This is a genomic window from Streptomyces sp. NPDC049627, assembly GCF_044465645.1.
Taxonomy (GTDB): domain Bacteria; phylum Actinomycetota; class Actinomycetes; order Streptomycetales; family Streptomycetaceae; genus Streptomyces.
This window is the reverse complement of the sequence record NZ_JBITLW010000011.1, coordinates 178,216-193,775: the sequence shown is the minus strand read 5'-3', so window position 1 is coordinate 193,775 and position 15,560 is coordinate 178,216. Positions and strand designations below refer to the sequence as shown.

At 72.1% G+C, this 15,560-nt stretch carries 16 protein-coding genes; 9 read left to right on the top strand and 7 right to left on the bottom strand.

From position 1 onward, the window contains the following. The first annotated feature begins 49 nt into the window (after positions 1-49). The gene (locus ACIBU0_RS29120) at positions 50-328 is read left to right on the top strand and encodes a type II toxin-antitoxin system Phd/YefM family antitoxin (RefSeq protein WP_398824279.1); all 279 of its coding nucleotides are present in this window, start codon (positions 50-52) and stop codon (positions 326-328) included. 128 nt (positions 329-456) lie between these two features. On the opposite strand, the gene ACIBU0_RS29115 is transcribed toward ACIBU0_RS29120, so the two are convergent. Continuing rightward, positions 457-1,440 carry an ABC transporter permease gene (locus ACIBU0_RS29115; RefSeq protein ID WP_398824277.1) on the bottom strand — a complete coding sequence of 328 codons (984 nt, stop codon included), beginning with the start codon at positions 1,438-1,440 and terminating at the stop codon, positions 457-459. Between the two features lie 119 nt (positions 1,441-1,559). Between ACIBU0_RS29115 and ACIBU0_RS29110 the strand changes: the two genes are divergently transcribed. The 7 genes from ACIBU0_RS29110 to ACIBU0_RS29080 all read left to right on the top strand — a co-directional run bounded on the left by ACIBU0_RS29110 (position 1,560) and on the right by ACIBU0_RS29080 (position 6,995). Continuing rightward, positions 1,560-2,189, top strand: coding sequence for a TetR/AcrR family transcriptional regulator (locus ACIBU0_RS29110; RefSeq protein WP_398824275.1), 630 nt, complete (start codon positions 1,560-1,562; stop codon positions 2,187-2,189). 131 nt (positions 2,190-2,320) lie between these two features. Beyond that, positions 2,321-2,623: an urease subunit gamma gene (locus tag ACIBU0_RS29105; protein WP_010988499.1), complete on the top strand. Its 303-nt coding sequence runs from the start codon at positions 2,321-2,323 to the stop codon at positions 2,621-2,623. An 11-nt stretch (positions 2,624-2,634) separates the two neighbouring features. Further along, positions 2,635-2,946, top strand: a complete 312-nt coding sequence (locus tag ACIBU0_RS29100; RefSeq protein WP_398824273.1) for an urease subunit beta — start codon at positions 2,635-2,637, stop codon at positions 2,944-2,946. Next, positions 2,939-4,660 (top strand): urease subunit alpha, encoded by a 1,722-nt coding sequence (locus ACIBU0_RS29095; RefSeq protein ID WP_398824271.1) that lies wholly within the window; start codon positions 2,939-2,941, stop codon positions 4,658-4,660. The genes ACIBU0_RS29100 and ACIBU0_RS29095 overlap by 8 nt, the downstream gene beginning before the upstream one ends. A 56-nt stretch (positions 4,661-4,716) precedes the next feature. Next, positions 4,717-5,391, top strand: coding sequence for an urease accessory protein UreF (locus ACIBU0_RS29090; protein ID WP_398824269.1), 675 nt, complete (start codon positions 4,717-4,719; stop codon positions 5,389-5,391). A 165-nt stretch (positions 5,392-5,556) separates the two neighbouring features. After that, a complete protein-coding gene (gene ureG / locus ACIBU0_RS29085) occupies positions 5,557-6,234 on the top strand; it encodes an urease accessory protein UreG (RefSeq protein WP_398824267.1) in 678 nt (225 codons plus the stop codon). Continuing rightward, complete coding sequence (locus ACIBU0_RS29080) at positions 6,231-6,995, top strand: urease accessory protein UreD (RefSeq protein ID WP_398824606.1); 765 nt, start codon at positions 6,231-6,233, stop codon at positions 6,993-6,995. Before ureG ends, ACIBU0_RS29080 begins: the two co-directional genes overlap by 4 nt. A gap of 37 nt (positions 6,996-7,032) precedes the next feature. On the opposite strand, the gene ACIBU0_RS29075 is transcribed toward ACIBU0_RS29080, so the two are convergent. The 6 genes from ACIBU0_RS29075 to ACIBU0_RS29050 form a co-directional block, all read right to left on the bottom strand. Beyond that, on the bottom strand, positions 7,033-7,758 hold the full coding sequence (locus tag ACIBU0_RS29075; protein WP_398824265.1) for a lysophospholipid acyltransferase family protein: 726 nt from the start codon (positions 7,756-7,758) through the stop codon (positions 7,033-7,035). Between the two features lie 322 nt (positions 7,759-8,080). After that, on the bottom strand, positions 8,081-9,313 hold the full coding sequence (locus ACIBU0_RS29070) for a PP2C family protein-serine/threonine phosphatase (protein ID WP_398824263.1): 1,233 nt from the start codon (positions 9,311-9,313) through the stop codon (positions 8,081-8,083). An 88-nt stretch (positions 9,314-9,401) separates the two neighbouring features. Then, complete coding sequence (locus ACIBU0_RS29065) at positions 9,402-11,861, bottom strand: SpoIIE family protein phosphatase (protein ID WP_398824261.1); 2,460 nt, start codon at positions 11,859-11,861, stop codon at positions 9,402-9,404. Positions 11,862-12,059: 198 nt separating this feature from the next. Next, positions 12,060-13,277 carry an ornithine--oxo-acid transaminase gene (rocD, locus tag ACIBU0_RS29060; RefSeq protein WP_398824259.1) on the bottom strand — a complete coding sequence of 406 codons (1,218 nt, stop codon included), beginning with the start codon at positions 13,275-13,277 and terminating at the stop codon, positions 12,060-12,062. Then, positions 13,277-14,086, bottom strand: coding sequence for a dimethylargininase (gene ddaH, locus ACIBU0_RS29055; protein ID WP_398824257.1), 810 nt, complete (start codon positions 14,084-14,086; stop codon positions 13,277-13,279). The genes rocD and ddaH overlap by 1 nt, the downstream gene beginning before the upstream one ends. Positions 14,087-14,241: 155 nt before the next feature. Next, positions 14,242-14,727 (bottom strand): Lrp/AsnC family transcriptional regulator, encoded by a 486-nt coding sequence (locus tag ACIBU0_RS29050; protein WP_398824254.1) that lies wholly within the window; start codon positions 14,725-14,727, stop codon positions 14,242-14,244. Between the two features lie 78 nt (positions 14,728-14,805). Here ACIBU0_RS29050 and ACIBU0_RS29045 point away from each other — a divergent pair, with 78 nt between their 5' ends. Next, positions 14,806-15,558 carry a LytR/AlgR family response regulator transcription factor gene (locus ACIBU0_RS29045; protein ID WP_398824251.1) on the top strand — a complete coding sequence of 251 codons (753 nt, stop codon included), beginning with the start codon at positions 14,806-14,808 and terminating at the stop codon, positions 15,556-15,558. The last annotated feature ends 2 nt before the right edge of the window (positions 15,559-15,560 follow it).

The following is a 15,560-nucleotide window of genomic DNA, read 5'->3' as shown; positions in this document are numbered from 1 at the left end:
GGGTGCCTGTAAAAAATGTACAGGACGTACATGACGTAATGTAGGGAGCATGGCCTACGAGATTCCGGTGACGCAAGCCAGGGCTGAGCTCGCCGACCTCATCAACCGCGTGGTGTACGGCGGTGAGCGCGTCGTCGTGACGCGGCACGGAAAGCCCCTCGTCGCCCTTGTCTCCGCAGCTGACCTGGAGCGACTCGACGCCCTCGACGGACCCGTCGAGGAGCCGGTGATCAGCGCGGTCTCCAGCGTCCGCGAGGTCGGTTCCGCCCCGCGCGAACGACACCGCTTCGGCATCGCGGCGGAGCACCGGGGGACCGCCCCTTCATAGACACCCGGCATGGACGCCCGGCGCTGACGCCCGGCCGCGGTGTCCTTCGCCTGGAAACCACGAGACCGTGCACCCCCGTCCGCTACAGCGGGGGTGCACGGTCGGTTCTGTGCGACCGGCGGGCTCGGTCAGCCGACGGGGGCGAGTTCCCTGGTGGTCGCGGGCTCGGTGGCCCTGGTGCGGGAGCGGAGCGCACTGCCGAGCAGTACGGCGCCCAGGCCCAGCGCCGCCCACCAGGTGAGCGTCAGGGCGGGGCCGGTCGCCGCCGCGCCGTCGAAGAAGGACACCGAACGCAGCAGGGTCGTGCCCGCGCCCGGCGGCAGCCACTGGCCGATCACGCCGGCCGGCTCGGGCAGCATCTGCGGTGCCGAGGGCGCCCCCGAGAAGGGGTTGCCCAGCAGCATCACCACGCCCGCCATGATCCCGACTCCGGCGGCGCCGATGAGGGCGGCCAGCCCCGCGACGGCAGCGCTCACGGCCAGCGTCGACAGGGCGAACACCCCGGCCTCCGTCCACCAGGTGCCGGTGAGGACCTCCAGCCAGCTGTCCGCGAGCGCGGCCGCGATCACCCCGATCAGGGCGGCGGCGCCGACCAGGGCGCATGCGGCGCGCAGTCCGCGCAGTCCGAGCAGGGTCACCGCCGCGCCGGCCGCGATGCCGGCCAGGGCGAGCGGCAGGACGCTCGCGTTGAGGGCCGCGCCGCGCGGGTCCGTCTCGGGCGCGGGCACTACGTCGACCGTCCTCGCTGCGGCGCCCTCGGCGGCGGCCTGCTGGGTCACCGCCTGCTGCAGCAGCTGCGCCACCACCGGGCTCGCCGCCGACGCGGTCAACAGCTCCGGGCCCTGCGGCGTGACGACGACCGCCCCGTATACGGTCCGGTCCTCGATGGCGTCCCGGGCGGCGGCCTCGTCGGCGTAGCGGTGGATCTCGAAGGCGCCCTCGTGCGCAGCCAGTTGCTTCTCCACCCGGGCGGTGGCGGCCGTCGGTCCGGCCACGCCGAGCGGCAGGTCGCGCGGGGCCGTGCGGGCGGCCGGCCAGGCGAAGGCCCACAGGGCGAGGGCGGCCAGGGCGGGGGCGAGGACGACGACCGCGATCAGGCGGCGGGTGGACATGGGGACTCCCTGAGGTGTGCGCTCGGGTAAAAAGAAGGATCGTTCGTTTTACTTGTGCCCCCACCGTCCTGCGGATGCATCTCCTTGTCAAGAAGGAATGTTCGTTTTACTTTGTGGCCATGGCCCGCGTATCCCAGGAACACCTCGACGCCCGCCGCCGGCAGATCCTCGACGGCGCCGCGATCTGCTTCGCCCGCAACGGCTTCCACGCCACGTCCATGCAGGACGTACTGAAGGAGGTCGACCTCTCGGCGGGGGCGGTGTACCGCTACTTCAAGGGCAAGGAGGAGCTGATCGGCGCGATCGTCGCCGAGGTGCTCGGATCGGTCCGCGCGGCCTTCGAGGAGGCGGCCCGGCAGAGCCCGCCCCCGCCGCCGGACGAACTCGTCGCCGCCGTTCTCGGCAAGACGCTCGCCGCGCGTGAGTCCCTGGTCGTCGACGGGCGGCCCGCGTTTCCGCGGCTCATCGTCCAGGTGTGGGCGGAGACGCTGCGCAACGACCAGCTGGCGGCCGTCCTGCGGGAGGGCTACGGCTCGGTCCGCGCGGCCTGGTCGAAGATCGTCGAGGGCTACCAGGGTGCCGGGATGATGCGCACCGATGTGGAGCCCGACCATGTGGCCCGCACGATGATCTCCGCCGTGCTGGGCTTCCTCGCGCAGCAGTCCCTCTTCGAGCCCGCTCCGGTCGAGATCCTGCGGGACGGACTGCGAGCCCTGATGAGCATGCGGGACGAGCCGGTCACGAGCTGATGGATCACAGGTCGGTTAACTTGCTTGAAACTCCGCCCAACTAGCCTGCCGATCAACGCCACCAGGGATTTTGCCCCGTGGCCGCGGCAACCGGACCCCGCACGGTCCGGGCGAGGACTGTGAGGTGGGACGTGCAACTGACCCCGCACGAGCAAGAGAGGCTGCTCATCCACGTGGCGGCCGACGTGGCCGAGAAGCGCAGGGCCCGCGGGCTCAAGCTGAACCACCCGGAGGCGGTCGCCCTCATCACCTCGCACATCCTCGAGGGCGCCCGGGACGGCCGTACGGTCGCCGAGCTCATGTCCTCCGGACGCAAGCTGCTCACCCGGGACGACGTCATGGAAGGCATCCCCGAGATGATCCACGACGTCCAGGTCGAGGCGACCTTCCCGGACGGCACCAAGCTCGTCACCGTCCACGACCCGATCGTCTGAGGGGGGCCTCGATGATTCCCGGAGAGATCCTCTTCGCCGACGGCCCGATTGCCTACAACGAAGGTCGTGAGGTCACCCGGCTGACCGTCCTCAACGCCGCCGACCGGCCCGTCCAGGTCGGCTCCCACTACCACTTCGCCGAGGCCAACCCCGGTCTGGACTTCGACCGCGCCGCCGCCCGCGGCAAGCGGCTCAACATCGCCGCCGGCACGGCCGTGCGCTTCGAGCCCGGGATCCCCGTCGACGTCGAACTCGTCCCCCTCACCGGCGCCCGCATAGTGCCCGGGCTGCGCGGGGAGACCGGAGGTGCCCTCGATGCCTGAGATCTCCCGCGCCGCGTACGCCGACCTGTTCGGCCCGACCACCGGAGACCGCATCCGGCTCGCCGACACCGATCTGCTGGTCGAGATCGAGGAGGACCGTTCCGGCGGGCCCGGGCTCGCCGGTGACGAGGCCGTGTTCGGCGGCGGCAAGGTCATCCGGGAGTCCATGGGCCAGTCGCGTGCTACGCGCGCAGACGGCACGCCGGACACGGTCATCACGGGTGTCGTGATCATCGACCACTGGGGCATCGTCAAGGCCGACGTCGGCATCCGCGACGGCCGGATCACCGGCATCGGCAAGGCGGGCAACCCGGACACCATGGACGGCGTGCACCCGGATCTGGTCATCGGGCCGGAGACCGAGGTCATCGCGGGCAACGGGCGGATCCTCACCGCCGGGGCCATCGACGCGCACGTCCACTTCATCTGCCCGCAGATCGCCGACGAGGCGCTGTCGTCGGGGATCACGACGCTGATCGGCGGCGGCACCGGACCGGCGGAAGGCTCGAAGGCGACGACCGTGACGCCCGGGCCCTGGCATCTGGCCCGGATGCTGGAGGCGATGGAGCACTACCCCGTCAACTTCGGTCTGCTGGGCAAGGGCAACACCGTCTCGCACGAGGCGATGCTGTCCCAGATCCGGGGCGGGGCCCTGGGGTTGAAGCTGCACGAGGACTGGGGCTCCACCCCCGCCGTCATCGACGCCTCGCTGACCGTCGCCGACCAGACCGGCATCCAGATCGCCATCCACACGGACACGCTGAATGAGGCCGGGTTCGTCGGTGACACGCTCGCCGCGATCGCCGGGCGCGGCATCCACGCGTACCACACCGAGGGTGCGGGTGGCGGGCATGCGCCGGACATCATGACCGTGGTCTCCGAGTCGCACGTGCTGCCGAGTTCGACGAATCCGACGCGGCCGTTCACTGTGAACACCGCCGAGGAGCACCTCGACATGCTGATGGTGTGCCACCACCTGAACGCGGCGGTGCCCGAGGACCTCGCCTTCGCCGAGTCACGGATCCGGCCGTCGACCATCGGGGCGGAGGACATCCTGCACGACCTGGGCGCGATCTCGATCATCTCGTCGGACTCGCAGGCCATGGGCCGGGTGGGCGAGGTCATCATGCGGACCTGGCAGACCGCCCATGTGATGAAGGGGCGGCGCGGTGCGCTGCCGGGGGACGGGCGGGCCGACAACCTGCGCGTACGGCGGTACGTGGCCAAGTACACGATCAACCCCGCGCTCGCGCAGGGCCTTGGCCGGGAGATCGGCTCCGTGGAGACCGGCAAGCTCGCCGACCTCGTGCTGTGGGAACCGGCGTTCTTCGGCGTCAAGCCGCACCTGGTCATCAAGGGCGGGCAGATCGCGTACGCGCAGATGGGCGACGCCAACGCGTCCATCCCGACGCCGCAGCCGATCCTGCCCCGGCCGATGTTCGGCGCGATCGGGCGCGCGCCCGCCTCGAACTCCGTCAACTTCGTGGCGCCGCTCGCCGTCGAGGACGGGCTGCCGGAGCGGCTCCAGCTCGGGAAGCGGTTCGTGGCGATCGAGTCGACGCGAGGGGTCACCAAGGCGGACATGCGGGAGAACGACGCGCGGCCCGAGGTGCGGGTCGATCCCGACAGCTTCGCCGTGCACATCGGCGGGGAGCTGGTGGAGGCCACGCCTGCCGCCGAACTGCCCATGGCCCAGCGGTACTTCCTGTTCTGAGGGGCGAGTGGTGATGTTCGTGGGTGCGTGGTCGTGATGACCGTGGGTGGTTCGTGATGTCCCGGGCAGCACTGCTCGTTCTGGCCGACGGCCGCTTTCCCGCCGGGGGGCATGCGCACTCCGGCGGGGCGGAGGCGGCCGTCAAGGCCGGGCGGATCACGGGGGCCGCGAGTCTGGAGGACTTCTGCCGGGGGCGGCTGCACACGGCGGGGCTGGTCGCGGCCTCGCTCGCCGCTGCGGCCGCGCTCGGGGTCGACACGGTCGCACTGGACCGGGCAGCGGATGCCCGTACTCCGTCGCCCGCGTTGCGCACGGCTGCGCGCAAGCTCGGGCGTCAGCTGATGAGGGCGGCTCGGGCGACCTGGCCGTCCGGGGAGCTCGACGCCGTGGCGCGGGAGTTCCCGAAGGGGGCGCATCAGCCGGTGGTGCTCGGGCTGGCGGCTCGGGCGGCCGGGCTGGGGGCGGTCGACGCGGCGTACTGTGCGGCGTACGAGAGTGTGAGCGGGGCGGCGAGTGCGACGGTGCGGTTGCTGAGTCTTGATCCCTTCGACGCCACGGGTGTGCTGGCGCGGTTGGCGCCGGAGATGGACCGGGTCGCGGATCGGGCGGTGGAGGCGGCTCGGCGGGTGGTCGACGACGGGGTCGACGCGCTGCCGGCGGCTTCGGGGGTGCTGCTGGAGATCGGGGCGGAGTCGCATGCCGCTTGGCCTGTTCGGTTGTTCGCGTCGTAGGAGGTCGCCCCCGCCGCCCCTGCCCGTCCCATCCTGAAGGGGCTCCGCCCCTTCGACCCCGCCAGGGGGCTCCGCCCCCTGGACCCCCGTCGGCCCCGAAAGGGCCTCGTCCTCAAACGCCGGACGGGCTGAAAACGCCGACCCACTCATGAACGGAGCCGTCCCATGCACCTCGACCACTCCCACGACGGTCCCTCCGCCGTCAGCGCCGACGCCCACCGGCCCGACGGATCGCGCCGGGCCCTGCGGATCGGGCTCGGAGGGCCCGTCGGGTCCGGTAAGACGGCCACCGTTGCCGCGCTCTGCCGGGCGCTGCGTGACGAACTGTCGCTTGCCGTCGTCACGAACGACATCTATACGCGGGAGGACGCCGAGTTCCTGCTGCGGGAGGCCGTGCTGCCGCCCGAGCGGATCACGGCGGTGGAGACGGGGGCGTGTCCGCACACCGCGATCCGGGACGACATCTCCGCCAACCTCGAAGCCGTCGAGGATCTGGAGGACGAGGTCGGGCCTCTCGATCTGATCCTCGTCGAGTCCGGTGGGGACAATCTCACCGCCACCTTCTCCAAGGGGCTCGTCGACGCGCAGATCTTCGTGATCGACGTGGCCGGCGGCGACGACATTCCGCGCAAGGGCGGTCCCGGTGTGACCACCGCCGATCTGCTGGTCGTCAACAAGACCGACCTCGCACCGTACGTCGGCTCCGACCTGGAGCGGATGGCGGCGGACGCCAAGGCACAGCGGGCGGAACTGCCCGTCGTCTTCCAGTCGCTGAGGGGCGGGACCGGCGTGCGGGACGTCGCCGCTTGGGTGCGGGCGCAGCTCGCGGCGTGGACGGCATGACCGTGGCCGGTGGAGTGCGGGCCGTTGCGCGGATCGTCGCCCGGGACGACGGGCGGGGCGGTACGTCGCTGCCGGTGCTGGAGGGTGACGGGCCGCTCGCGCTCCGGCGGACCCGGGGGAGCGGTGCCGAGGCGCGGGTCGTGCTCGTCGGTGCGATGAGCGGGCCGCTCGGGGGTGACCGCTTCGGCGTCGAGGCCGACGTGGAGGCCGGCGCCCGGCTGCGGGTCGGGTCGGCCGCGGCCACCATCGCGCTGCCGGGGCAGAGCAAGGGCGAGGCCCGTTACGACGTACGCCTCTGCGTCGCCGACGGGGGTGAACTGCACTGGCTGCCCGAGCAGTTGATCTGCGCCCGGGGCAGTGATCTGTACGTCACGACCCGCGTCGACGTCGGCGCGACGGGGCGGCTCGTGCTGCGCGAGGAGCAGGTGCTCGGGCGGGTGGGGGAGGAGCCCGGGCGGCTGAGCAGCCGGATCCGCGTGGCTGTCGCGGGTCGGGTGGTGCTCGATCAGGAGCTGTGCTGCGGGCCCGGTGCACCGGGAGGCTGGGACGGGCCCGCCGGACTCGGCGGGTATCGCGCTGCCGGGCAACTCGTCGTCGTCCGGCCGGAGTTCGCGCACACCCCTGTGACGGCCCGGGTGCTGGGGGAGGACGCCGCTGTCATGCCTCTCGCCGGGCCCGCCGCCCTGGTGAGTGCCGTGGCGGCGGACGGGCTGCGGCTGCGCAGGGTGCTCGACGAGGCGCTCGACTCCCTCGGCGGCTGAGCGCCGCCGCCGTCCCCGTCGGCCGCTCTTCGGCGCGTCAACTGATGGGCATGCGCGGGAACTTGCGTTCCTTCTCCGCCTTGGCCTCGGCCTCCTCGGCCTTGGCGACGGCCGCGTACTGGTCGACGTACTCCTGCTCGGACAGCGACAGGATCGCGTACATGATCTCGTCGGTCACCGCGCGCAGGATCGCCTTCTCGTTCTCCATGCCGGCGTAGCGGGAGAAGTCGAGGGGCTTGCCGAAGCGGATGGTCACCGGGTGGATGTTCGGGATGACCTTGCCGGGCGGCTGTGCCTCGAACGTGCCGATCATCGCGCAGGGAATGACCGGGACCTGGGCCTTGAGGGCCATCACCGCGACGCCGACCTTGCCCTTGTAGAGGCGGCCGTCGTGCGAGCGGGTCCCCTCCGGATAGATGCCGAGGAGCTCGCCCTTGCGCAGGACGCCGAGGCCCTCGCGGATCGCGGCCTGGCCCGCCTCCTTGCCGGTGCGGTCGACCGGGATCTGCCCGGCGCTGCGGAAGAAGGCCGCGGTCAGGCGTCCCTTGATGCCCGGGCCGGTGAAGTACTCCTTCTTCGCGAGGAAGGTGATGCGCCGCTTGAGCATCGCCGGCATCAGGAAGTGGTCCGAGAACGACAGGTGGTTGCCGGCGACGATGGCCGCGCCCGTGGCCGGTATGTGCTCAAGGCCTTCTATGCGAGGCCGGAAGAACAGTCTCAGGAGAGGTCCCAACAACACGTATTTCAGGAGGTAGTAGAACAAAGGGGGCGCTCCTCACTCGGGCTATCAGCTCGGGCCGCCGTGTTCTGGCAGGTCAACCAGCGTGCCGTGGGGCTGCCAGTGTAGGCGCAGGGGTGTCGGGCCGGAACCGGGGCGGGTCGGACGGATGCCGACCCATCGTGATGCTCCTGACCGGATGTCAGGAACCTGGTGGACGGCGTCACTTGCGGGAGGGGAGGACCGCCGGACCAGCCTGGTGTCAGGGATCGGTGCGCGGCAACCCGATGGCGTGGTTTGGCGTGATCGCGATCGCTGGGTGGCAGGTGGCCCGCCCTTGCGGGGATCCGCCGCGTCTGCTTTCCCATCACAGCCGCACGATGATCAGCGCCGTGTCGTCGGTCGCGCCTCCCGGCGGCAGCAGCTCCAGCAGGACGGCGTCGGCGAGGGTCTCGGGGTCGGCCCGGCGATGGCGGACGAGGGCGTCCGCGAGCCGGGTCAGGCCGGTGTCGATGTCCTCCCGGCGGCGTTCGATCAGGCCGTCCGTGTACAGCACGAGCGTGGCGCCGTCGGTGTACGTGGTGACGGCCTGCGGTCTGGGGACCGGGTCGGGCCGCGCGTCCAGCGGTGTGTCGGTGGCCCGGTCGAGGAACTCCACGCGGCCGTCGGCGTGCACCAGCACCGGCGGCGGATGGCCCGCGCTGCTGTAGGTGATGGCGTGGGCGTCGAAGTCGATGAACGTGGTGGCCGCCGTGGCCGATTCGGCGCCGTCGACCACATGGGCGTACCGCCCCAGCACGTCGAGCGCCTGCGCCGGGCCGTCGGCGACCCGGGAGGTGGCGGTGAGCGCGCTGCGCAGCTGGCCCATGACGCCGGCCGCCGGGAGGCCGTGACCGACCACGTCGCCCACGGACACGGCGATGCGGTTGCCGCCCACCAGGTCGACCAGGTCGTACCAGTCACCGCACACGTTCAGCGCGCCGACCGCGGGCCGGTAGCGCACCGCCGCCCGGTGGTTGCCCACCTGCCGCCGGGCGGGCAGCATCGCCTCCTGCAGCGCCAGGGCCACCTCGCGCTCACGGGCGTGGGCCTGCCGCAGTCTGTCGTTGAGCTCCTGCAGCTCGCGGGCGCGTGTGTACAGCTCCGCCTCCAGCACCCGGGCCCGGCTGTCACTGCCGGCGCCGCCGCGCAGATGGATGAGTTCGGTGACCTCCTCCACCCGGTGCAGAACGAACTGCACCTTCCCGTCCGGGCCGCGCACGGGCGCGTTGATGGGGCTCCAGTAGCGCTCCTCCCAGTGGCCGGGGCGCAGCGGGTCCTCGACGTCGTAGCGCTGCAGCGCCATGGCGTCGCGCTCCCCGCCGGCCACCACGCGCAGCATCGACGCCCGGACGTCGCGCATTCCGGTTGCCGTCGGGTCGTTGGGGTTCTCGGGGAAGACGTCGAAGATGTACCGGCCCACCAGCTGTTCCCGGGTGCGCCCGGACAGCTGCTGGAAGTCCTCGTTGGCGTCGGCGTAGACCAGCTCCGGGGTGAGCAGCGCCACCATTCCGGGCAGGGCCTGGAACACCGCCTCGTAGTCGATCGCCGTCTCTTTCATGGCTACCGCCTCACCACCGGGACCTGGCCGGTGTCCCACGCCGTATGGCGTACGTGTCGATGTGCTGCATGTGTGCCGGTCCGGCAGGTCAGGGCGGCGGATCCGTCAGGGACTGCTCGGCCCAGATGATCTTCCCTTCGGGGACGAAGCGGGTGCCCCACTGCTGGGTGAACTGGGAGACCAGCAGCAGCCCGCGCCCGCCCTCGTCCGTGGTGCGCGGATGACGCAGGTGCGGGGCGGTGGCACCGCCGTCGTACACCTCGCAGAACAGGGCGCGCTCCCTGATCAGGCGCAGCCGGATGGGTCCGGCCGCGTACCGGATGGCGTTGGTGACCAGCTCGCTGACCACCAGTTCCGTCGTGAACGCCAGCTCGTCGAGCCCCCACTCCGCCAGCTGCCGGGCGGCCGTCTTGCGGGCGTCGGCGACGGCGGCCGGGTCGACGGGCAGGTCCCAGTCGGCGACCTGTTCGGCGCCGAGCAGCCGGGTCCGGGCCATCAACAGGGCCACGTCGTCGTGCGGGCGGTCCGGGACCAGGGCGTCGACCACCGTCCGGCAGCGCAGGTCGAGCGAGTCCGCGTGCCGCTCCAGGGCCAGCCGCAGCCGGCCGCGGTCGGCGTCCACGGCCCAGTCGTCCCCGCCGGCCAGCAGCCCGTCGGTGTGCAGGGCGAGCGTGCTGCCCGCCGCCAGGGCCAGCTCCACCGACTCGAAGGGCGGACCGCCCACGCCGAGCGGCGGGCCCTGCGGGAGGTCGACGAAGGCGACCGAGCCGTCGGGCATGACGACCGCGGGCGCCGGATGGCCCGCGGCCGCCATGGTGCACGCCCCGTCGACCGGGTCGTAGACCACGTACACGCACCCGGACCCCACGCCCTGCGCGCTGCCGTCGTCCTCCCCGCCCGGCTCCACGCCCTCCTCCCGGGCCGACCGCGCGACCAGGTCGTCGAGATGGGCCAGCACCTCCTCGGGCGGCAGGTCCAGCGCGGCGAGCGTCCGTACGGCGGTCCGCAGCCGCCCCATCGCCGCGGCGGCGTCGATGCCGTGCCCGGGCACCTCGCCCACCACGAGGGCGACGCGGGCGCCCGACAGCGGTATGACGTCGTACCAGTCGCCGCCGAGGCCGGTCAGCTCGTCGGCCGGCCGGTAGCAGGCGGACACCTCCACCGCGTCCTGCTCGGGCAGCCGGTGCGGCAGCAGGCTGCGCTGCAGGACCAGCGCCGCGTCGCGCTCGCGGGTGTAGCGCCGGGCGTTGTCGACACAGACGGCGGCGCGGGAGACGAGGTCCTCGGCCAGGTTGAGGTCGTCCTCCTCGAAGGCCTCCTGGCGGTGGGTGCGGAAGAAGGTGGTGACGCCCAGGGTGACGCCCCGGGCGCGGATCGGCACGATCATCACGCTGTGCAGGCCCAGTTCCAGGAAGATGGCGGCCCGGCCGCCGCGGGAGTGCTGGGCCCATGCCTCGCCGAGCGGATCGAGCTTCTCCTCGCGCCAGGACTTGCCCGTCCTCAGACAGCGGATCGGAGGCGACTGCGCCGGATAGGTGACCACCGCGCCGATGTCGACGACGGTCACCGGCACGCTTCCGTTGACCGACCCGTACCCCGCCCGGCGCAGCGGCACCGGATCCGTGTCGCTCAGCGGCCCGGCCGCGGGCTCGCCGCCCCGCAGCACCGACTCCAGCAGGTCCACGGTGACGAGGTCGGCGAGTCCCGGTACGGCCACGTCCGCCAGCTCCTGGGCGGTGCGCGTGATGTCGAGCGTGCGGCCGATGCGCTCGCCGGCCCGGTCGAGCAGGGCCAGGCGCTGCCGGGCGCGGTGCCGGTCGGAGATGTCCTCGACGGTGTAGTACACGCCGGTGGGGTGGCCGTGGCCGTCGTCGAGCCGGGTGAACGACATCATGTGCGCGGTCTCGCGCAGCGGGGCGGAGCGTGCGTGACCGACGTGCTCGTAGCCGACGATCGGTTCGCCGGTCGTCAGGACGTGGCGCATCTGGGCCTCGATGGACTCGGAGTCCAGGCCGGGCTGGATGTCCGCGAGCCGCATGCCGAGCCGGTGGGGCGGGGGGCCGCCGCCGAACTGGGCGAGGGCGGCGTTCGACCAGACGTAGCGCAGGTTCGTGTCGACGATGGCTATGCCCACGGGGGAGCGGGCGACCATCTGCTCCAGGGTGTGGCGGCTCATGTCCCAGCCGTGTGCGTCACCGAGCTCCGACAGCAGCGCGAGCCAGTGCGAGGGGCCCTGACCGTCATGCGTGGGCGTGATCCGCACCATGAGCCTGACCGGCGCTCCGTCCCGGTGCAGAGCCGTGAGCAGCCCCGCCCAGCCGCCCTCCGCACGGCACCGCTCGATCAGCTCGGGGACCCGCCCGGCGTCCGACGCGCTCAACAACTCGGCGATGTGCCTCCCCACCGCCTCGGAGGCCCCGTACGCCAGCAGCCGCTGCGCGTCCCTGGTCCACCCCGTCACCCGACCCTGGGCGTCGAGCAGCAGAGGCGCGGCGTCCGCCACGTCGAACCCCTGCCGGGCAACGCCCTGCTCCTCGTGTGTGCCCACGGCCGACCTCTCTGTCGCTGAGAGCGGTCTACCACCTCTTGTCCCCATCTTCACCCTTCCGGTCAACGCCGCCTCTCCGTGGGGGCCGGGTGGGGGCGGGTGGCAGCCATGGCCTTGGCCGGAACGCCGGCAGCCCGGCCCCGAAGGTCAGGCGTCGGGCTGCCGGGCTGCTGCGTCGGTCGGGTGGGCCGGGGTGGGTCAGGTCAGGACCTTCTCCAGCGCCCCCAGCGCCCCCTGCAACTCCTCCACAGTGATCGTCAGCGGCGGAGCCAGGCGGATCGTGGAGCCGTGGGTGTCCTTGACCAGGACGCCCTCGCGCAGGAGCCGTTCGCCGATCTCGCGGCCCGTGCCGAACGCCGGGTCGATGTCGACGCCCGCCCACAGGCCCCGCGCGCGGAAGCCGACGACGCCCTTGCCGACCAGGGCCGACAGGCCGCCCCGCAGGACCACGCCCAGCTCGGCGGCCCGGCGCTGGAACTCGCCCGTCTCCAGGAGCTCGACCACCGCCGTGCCGACCGCGGCGGCCAGCGGGTTGCCGCCGAACGTCGAGCCGTGCTCGCCCGGCCGCAGCACCCCGAGCACGTCCCGGCGGGCCACCACCGCAGACACCGGCACGATGCCGCCGCCCAGCGCCTTGCCGAGGAGCAGCACATCCGGGACGACGCCCTCGTGCTCGACGGCGAGCGTACGGCCCGTGCGGCCGAGGCCCGACTGGATCTCGTCGGCGATGAACAGGCAGCCCTTGCGGCGGGTCAGCTCACGCACGCCGGTCAGATAGCCGTCGTCGGGGATGACGACGCCCGCCTCGCCCTGGATCGGCTCCAGCAGCACCGCCGCCGTCGTCTCGTCGACCGCCGCCTCCAGCGCCGCCAGGTCGTTGTACGGCACGATCCGGAAGCCCGGCGTGAAGGGCCCGAAGCCCTGCCGCGCCGTCTCGTCCGTGGAGAACGACACGATCGTCGTCGTACGGCCGTGGAAGTTCTCCGCGGCGACCACGATCGTCGCCCGGTCGGCCGGGACGCCCTTCACCTCGTACGCCCACTTGCGGGCCACCTTGATGCCGCTCTCCACCGCCTCGGCGCCCGTGTTCATCGGCAGCACCATGTCGAGGCCCGTCAGCTCCGCCAGCCGCTCGGCGAACTCGGCCAGGCGGTCGTTGTGGAACGCGCGGGAGGTCAGGGTGAGGAGGTCCAGCTGGCGGTGCGCCGCCTCGATCAGCGCCGGGTGGCGGTGGCCGAAGTTGAGCGCCGAGTATCCGGCCAGCATGTCCAGGTAGCGGCGGCCCTCCACGTCCTCCACCCAGGTGCCCTCGGCGCGGGCGACGACCACGGGCAGGGGGTGGTAGTTGTGCGCGAGGACCGGCTCCTCGGCGCGGATCAGGTCGGCGGACGAGCGGGTGGTCACGGGAGCGGTCATCAGCGGATCTCCTGGGTGCAGCACTTGATGCCGCCGCCGGCCTTGCGGAACTCCGACAGGTCGACGGGGACGGGGACATAGCCGCGGTCGGCGAGGGCGGAGGAGAGGGCCTCGGCCTGGGGCGCGATGAAGACGTTGCGGCCGTCGGACACGGAGTTGAGGCCGAACGCCAGCGCGTCCTCGCGGGTCGCGAGCACGGCCTGCGGATACAGGCGCGCGAGGACCTCACGGCTGCCCGGCGAGAACGCCTCCGGGTAGTACGCGATGTTGTCGTCGTCGAGGACGAACAGCGCCGTGTCCAGGTGGTAGAAGCGCGGATCCACCAGCGTCAGGCTGATCACCGGGTGGCCGAAGAACTCCTGCACCTCGCGATGCGCCTCGCGGGTGGTACGGAACCCGGTGCCGGCCAGGACGTACCGGCCCGTCCAGACCAGGTCGCCCTCGCCCTCGCACACGGACTCGGGGCGGTACACGTCATAGCCCGCCGCCTTGAACCAGGTGTCGTAGTGCGTGGACTCGGGGCGCCGCTCCGGCGCGTGGAAGAGGGAGCCGAAGACACGGCCGTCGACGACGACCGCCGAGTTAGCCGCGAACACCATGTCCGGCAGGCCGGGGGCGGGCTCCACCGCGTCGACGGTGTGGCCGTGGGCCCGGTACGCGCTGATCAGCGCCTGCCACTGAGCCCGGGCCAGGTCGACGTCGACGGGGGCGTCGGGACGCATCCACGGGTTGATCGCGTACTGCACGGCGAAGTGTCTGGGTTCGCAGACGAGAAACCGCCGCCGGCGCGGCACACGCGTTTCGGTCACAGAGGGTTTCCTCCGCTTCCTGAGAGTGTCGACTGAGGGTTGACACCAAGGTAGGAAGCGCCGAATACGAGCGACAAGGAAGAAATATTGCGTGTCCGCGCAGGAATGCTGCGAAGTTTTCCGGCTCTACGCAGTGTTGCTGCGCGGCGTGAGGTTTACTCCGGCGCCGGCTGGCTCGCGCCCGCCTCCGGACTCTCCGGGAGCAGATGGGACAGCACCATCACGCTGATCGTCTTGCGGATGAACGGCTCGACGCGGATCCGCTCCAGCACCTCCTCGAAGTGCTCCACGTCCCGCGCCCGCACATGCAGCAACGCGTCCGCGCCCCCGGTCACCGTCATCGCCGCGGTGATCTCCGGATGGTTGCGGACCACCTCCGCGAGCCGCCGCGGCGGGGCCGCGCCCTCGCAGTACACCTCGACGTACGCCTCCGTGCGCCAGCCCAGCGCCGACGGCTTGACCGTGGCCGTGAAGCCGGTGATCACGCCCGTGTCCCGCAGCCGGTCCACGCGCCGCTTGACCGCCGTCGAGGACAGCCCGACGGCCGCGCCGATCTCGGCGAAGCTCGTCCGGGCGTTCGCCATCAGCGCGGTGACGATCTTCCGGTCGAGCTCGTCGAACGGCGGGGGCGTGCTGTGCATGGCGGCACTGTATCCAGCGGGAACGTCCCCATGTAGGCACGTGTGCAGGCGTACGAATTGCTCCTACACTCCGGGTTCATGCTGCGTGCCCTGGCTGTCGACGACGAACGCCCCTCGCTGGAGGAGCTCCTCTACCTCCTCAACGCCGATCCGCGCATCGGCACCGCGGAGGGCGCCGGCGACGCGACCGAGGCGCTGCGCCGGATCAACCGGGCCCTGGAGTCGGGGCCGGGCGGCCCCGAGGCGATCGACGTCGTCTTCCTCGACATCAACATGCCCGGCCTCGACGGCCTCGACCTGGCCCGGCTGCTCACCGGCTTCGCCAACCCGCCGCTCGTCGTGTTCGTCACCGCCCACGAGGACTTCGCCGTCCAGGCCTTCGACCTCAAGGCCGTCGACTACGTCCTCAAGCCCGTGCGCAAGGAGCGCCTCGCGGAGGCCGTCCGCCGCGCCGCCGAGCTCAGGGACACCGCCGCCCCGCGCATCCCCGTCAGCGAGCCCGACCCCGACCACATACCCGTCGAGCTCGGCGGTGTGACCCGCTTCGTCGCCGTCGACGACATCACCCACGTCGAGGCCCAGGGCGACTACGCCCGCCTGCACACCGACAAGGGCAGCCACCTCGTCCGCATCCCCCTGTCCACCCTTGAGGAGCGCTGGCGCTCCCGCGGCTTCGTCCGCATCCACCGCCGCCATCTCGTCGCCCTGCGCCACATCGGCGAACTCCGCCTGGACGCAGGCACCGTCAGCGTCATGGTCGGATCCGAGGAACTCCAGGTCAGCCGCCGGCATGCGCGCGAGCTGCGGGACCTGCTCATGAGGAGGCCGTGACG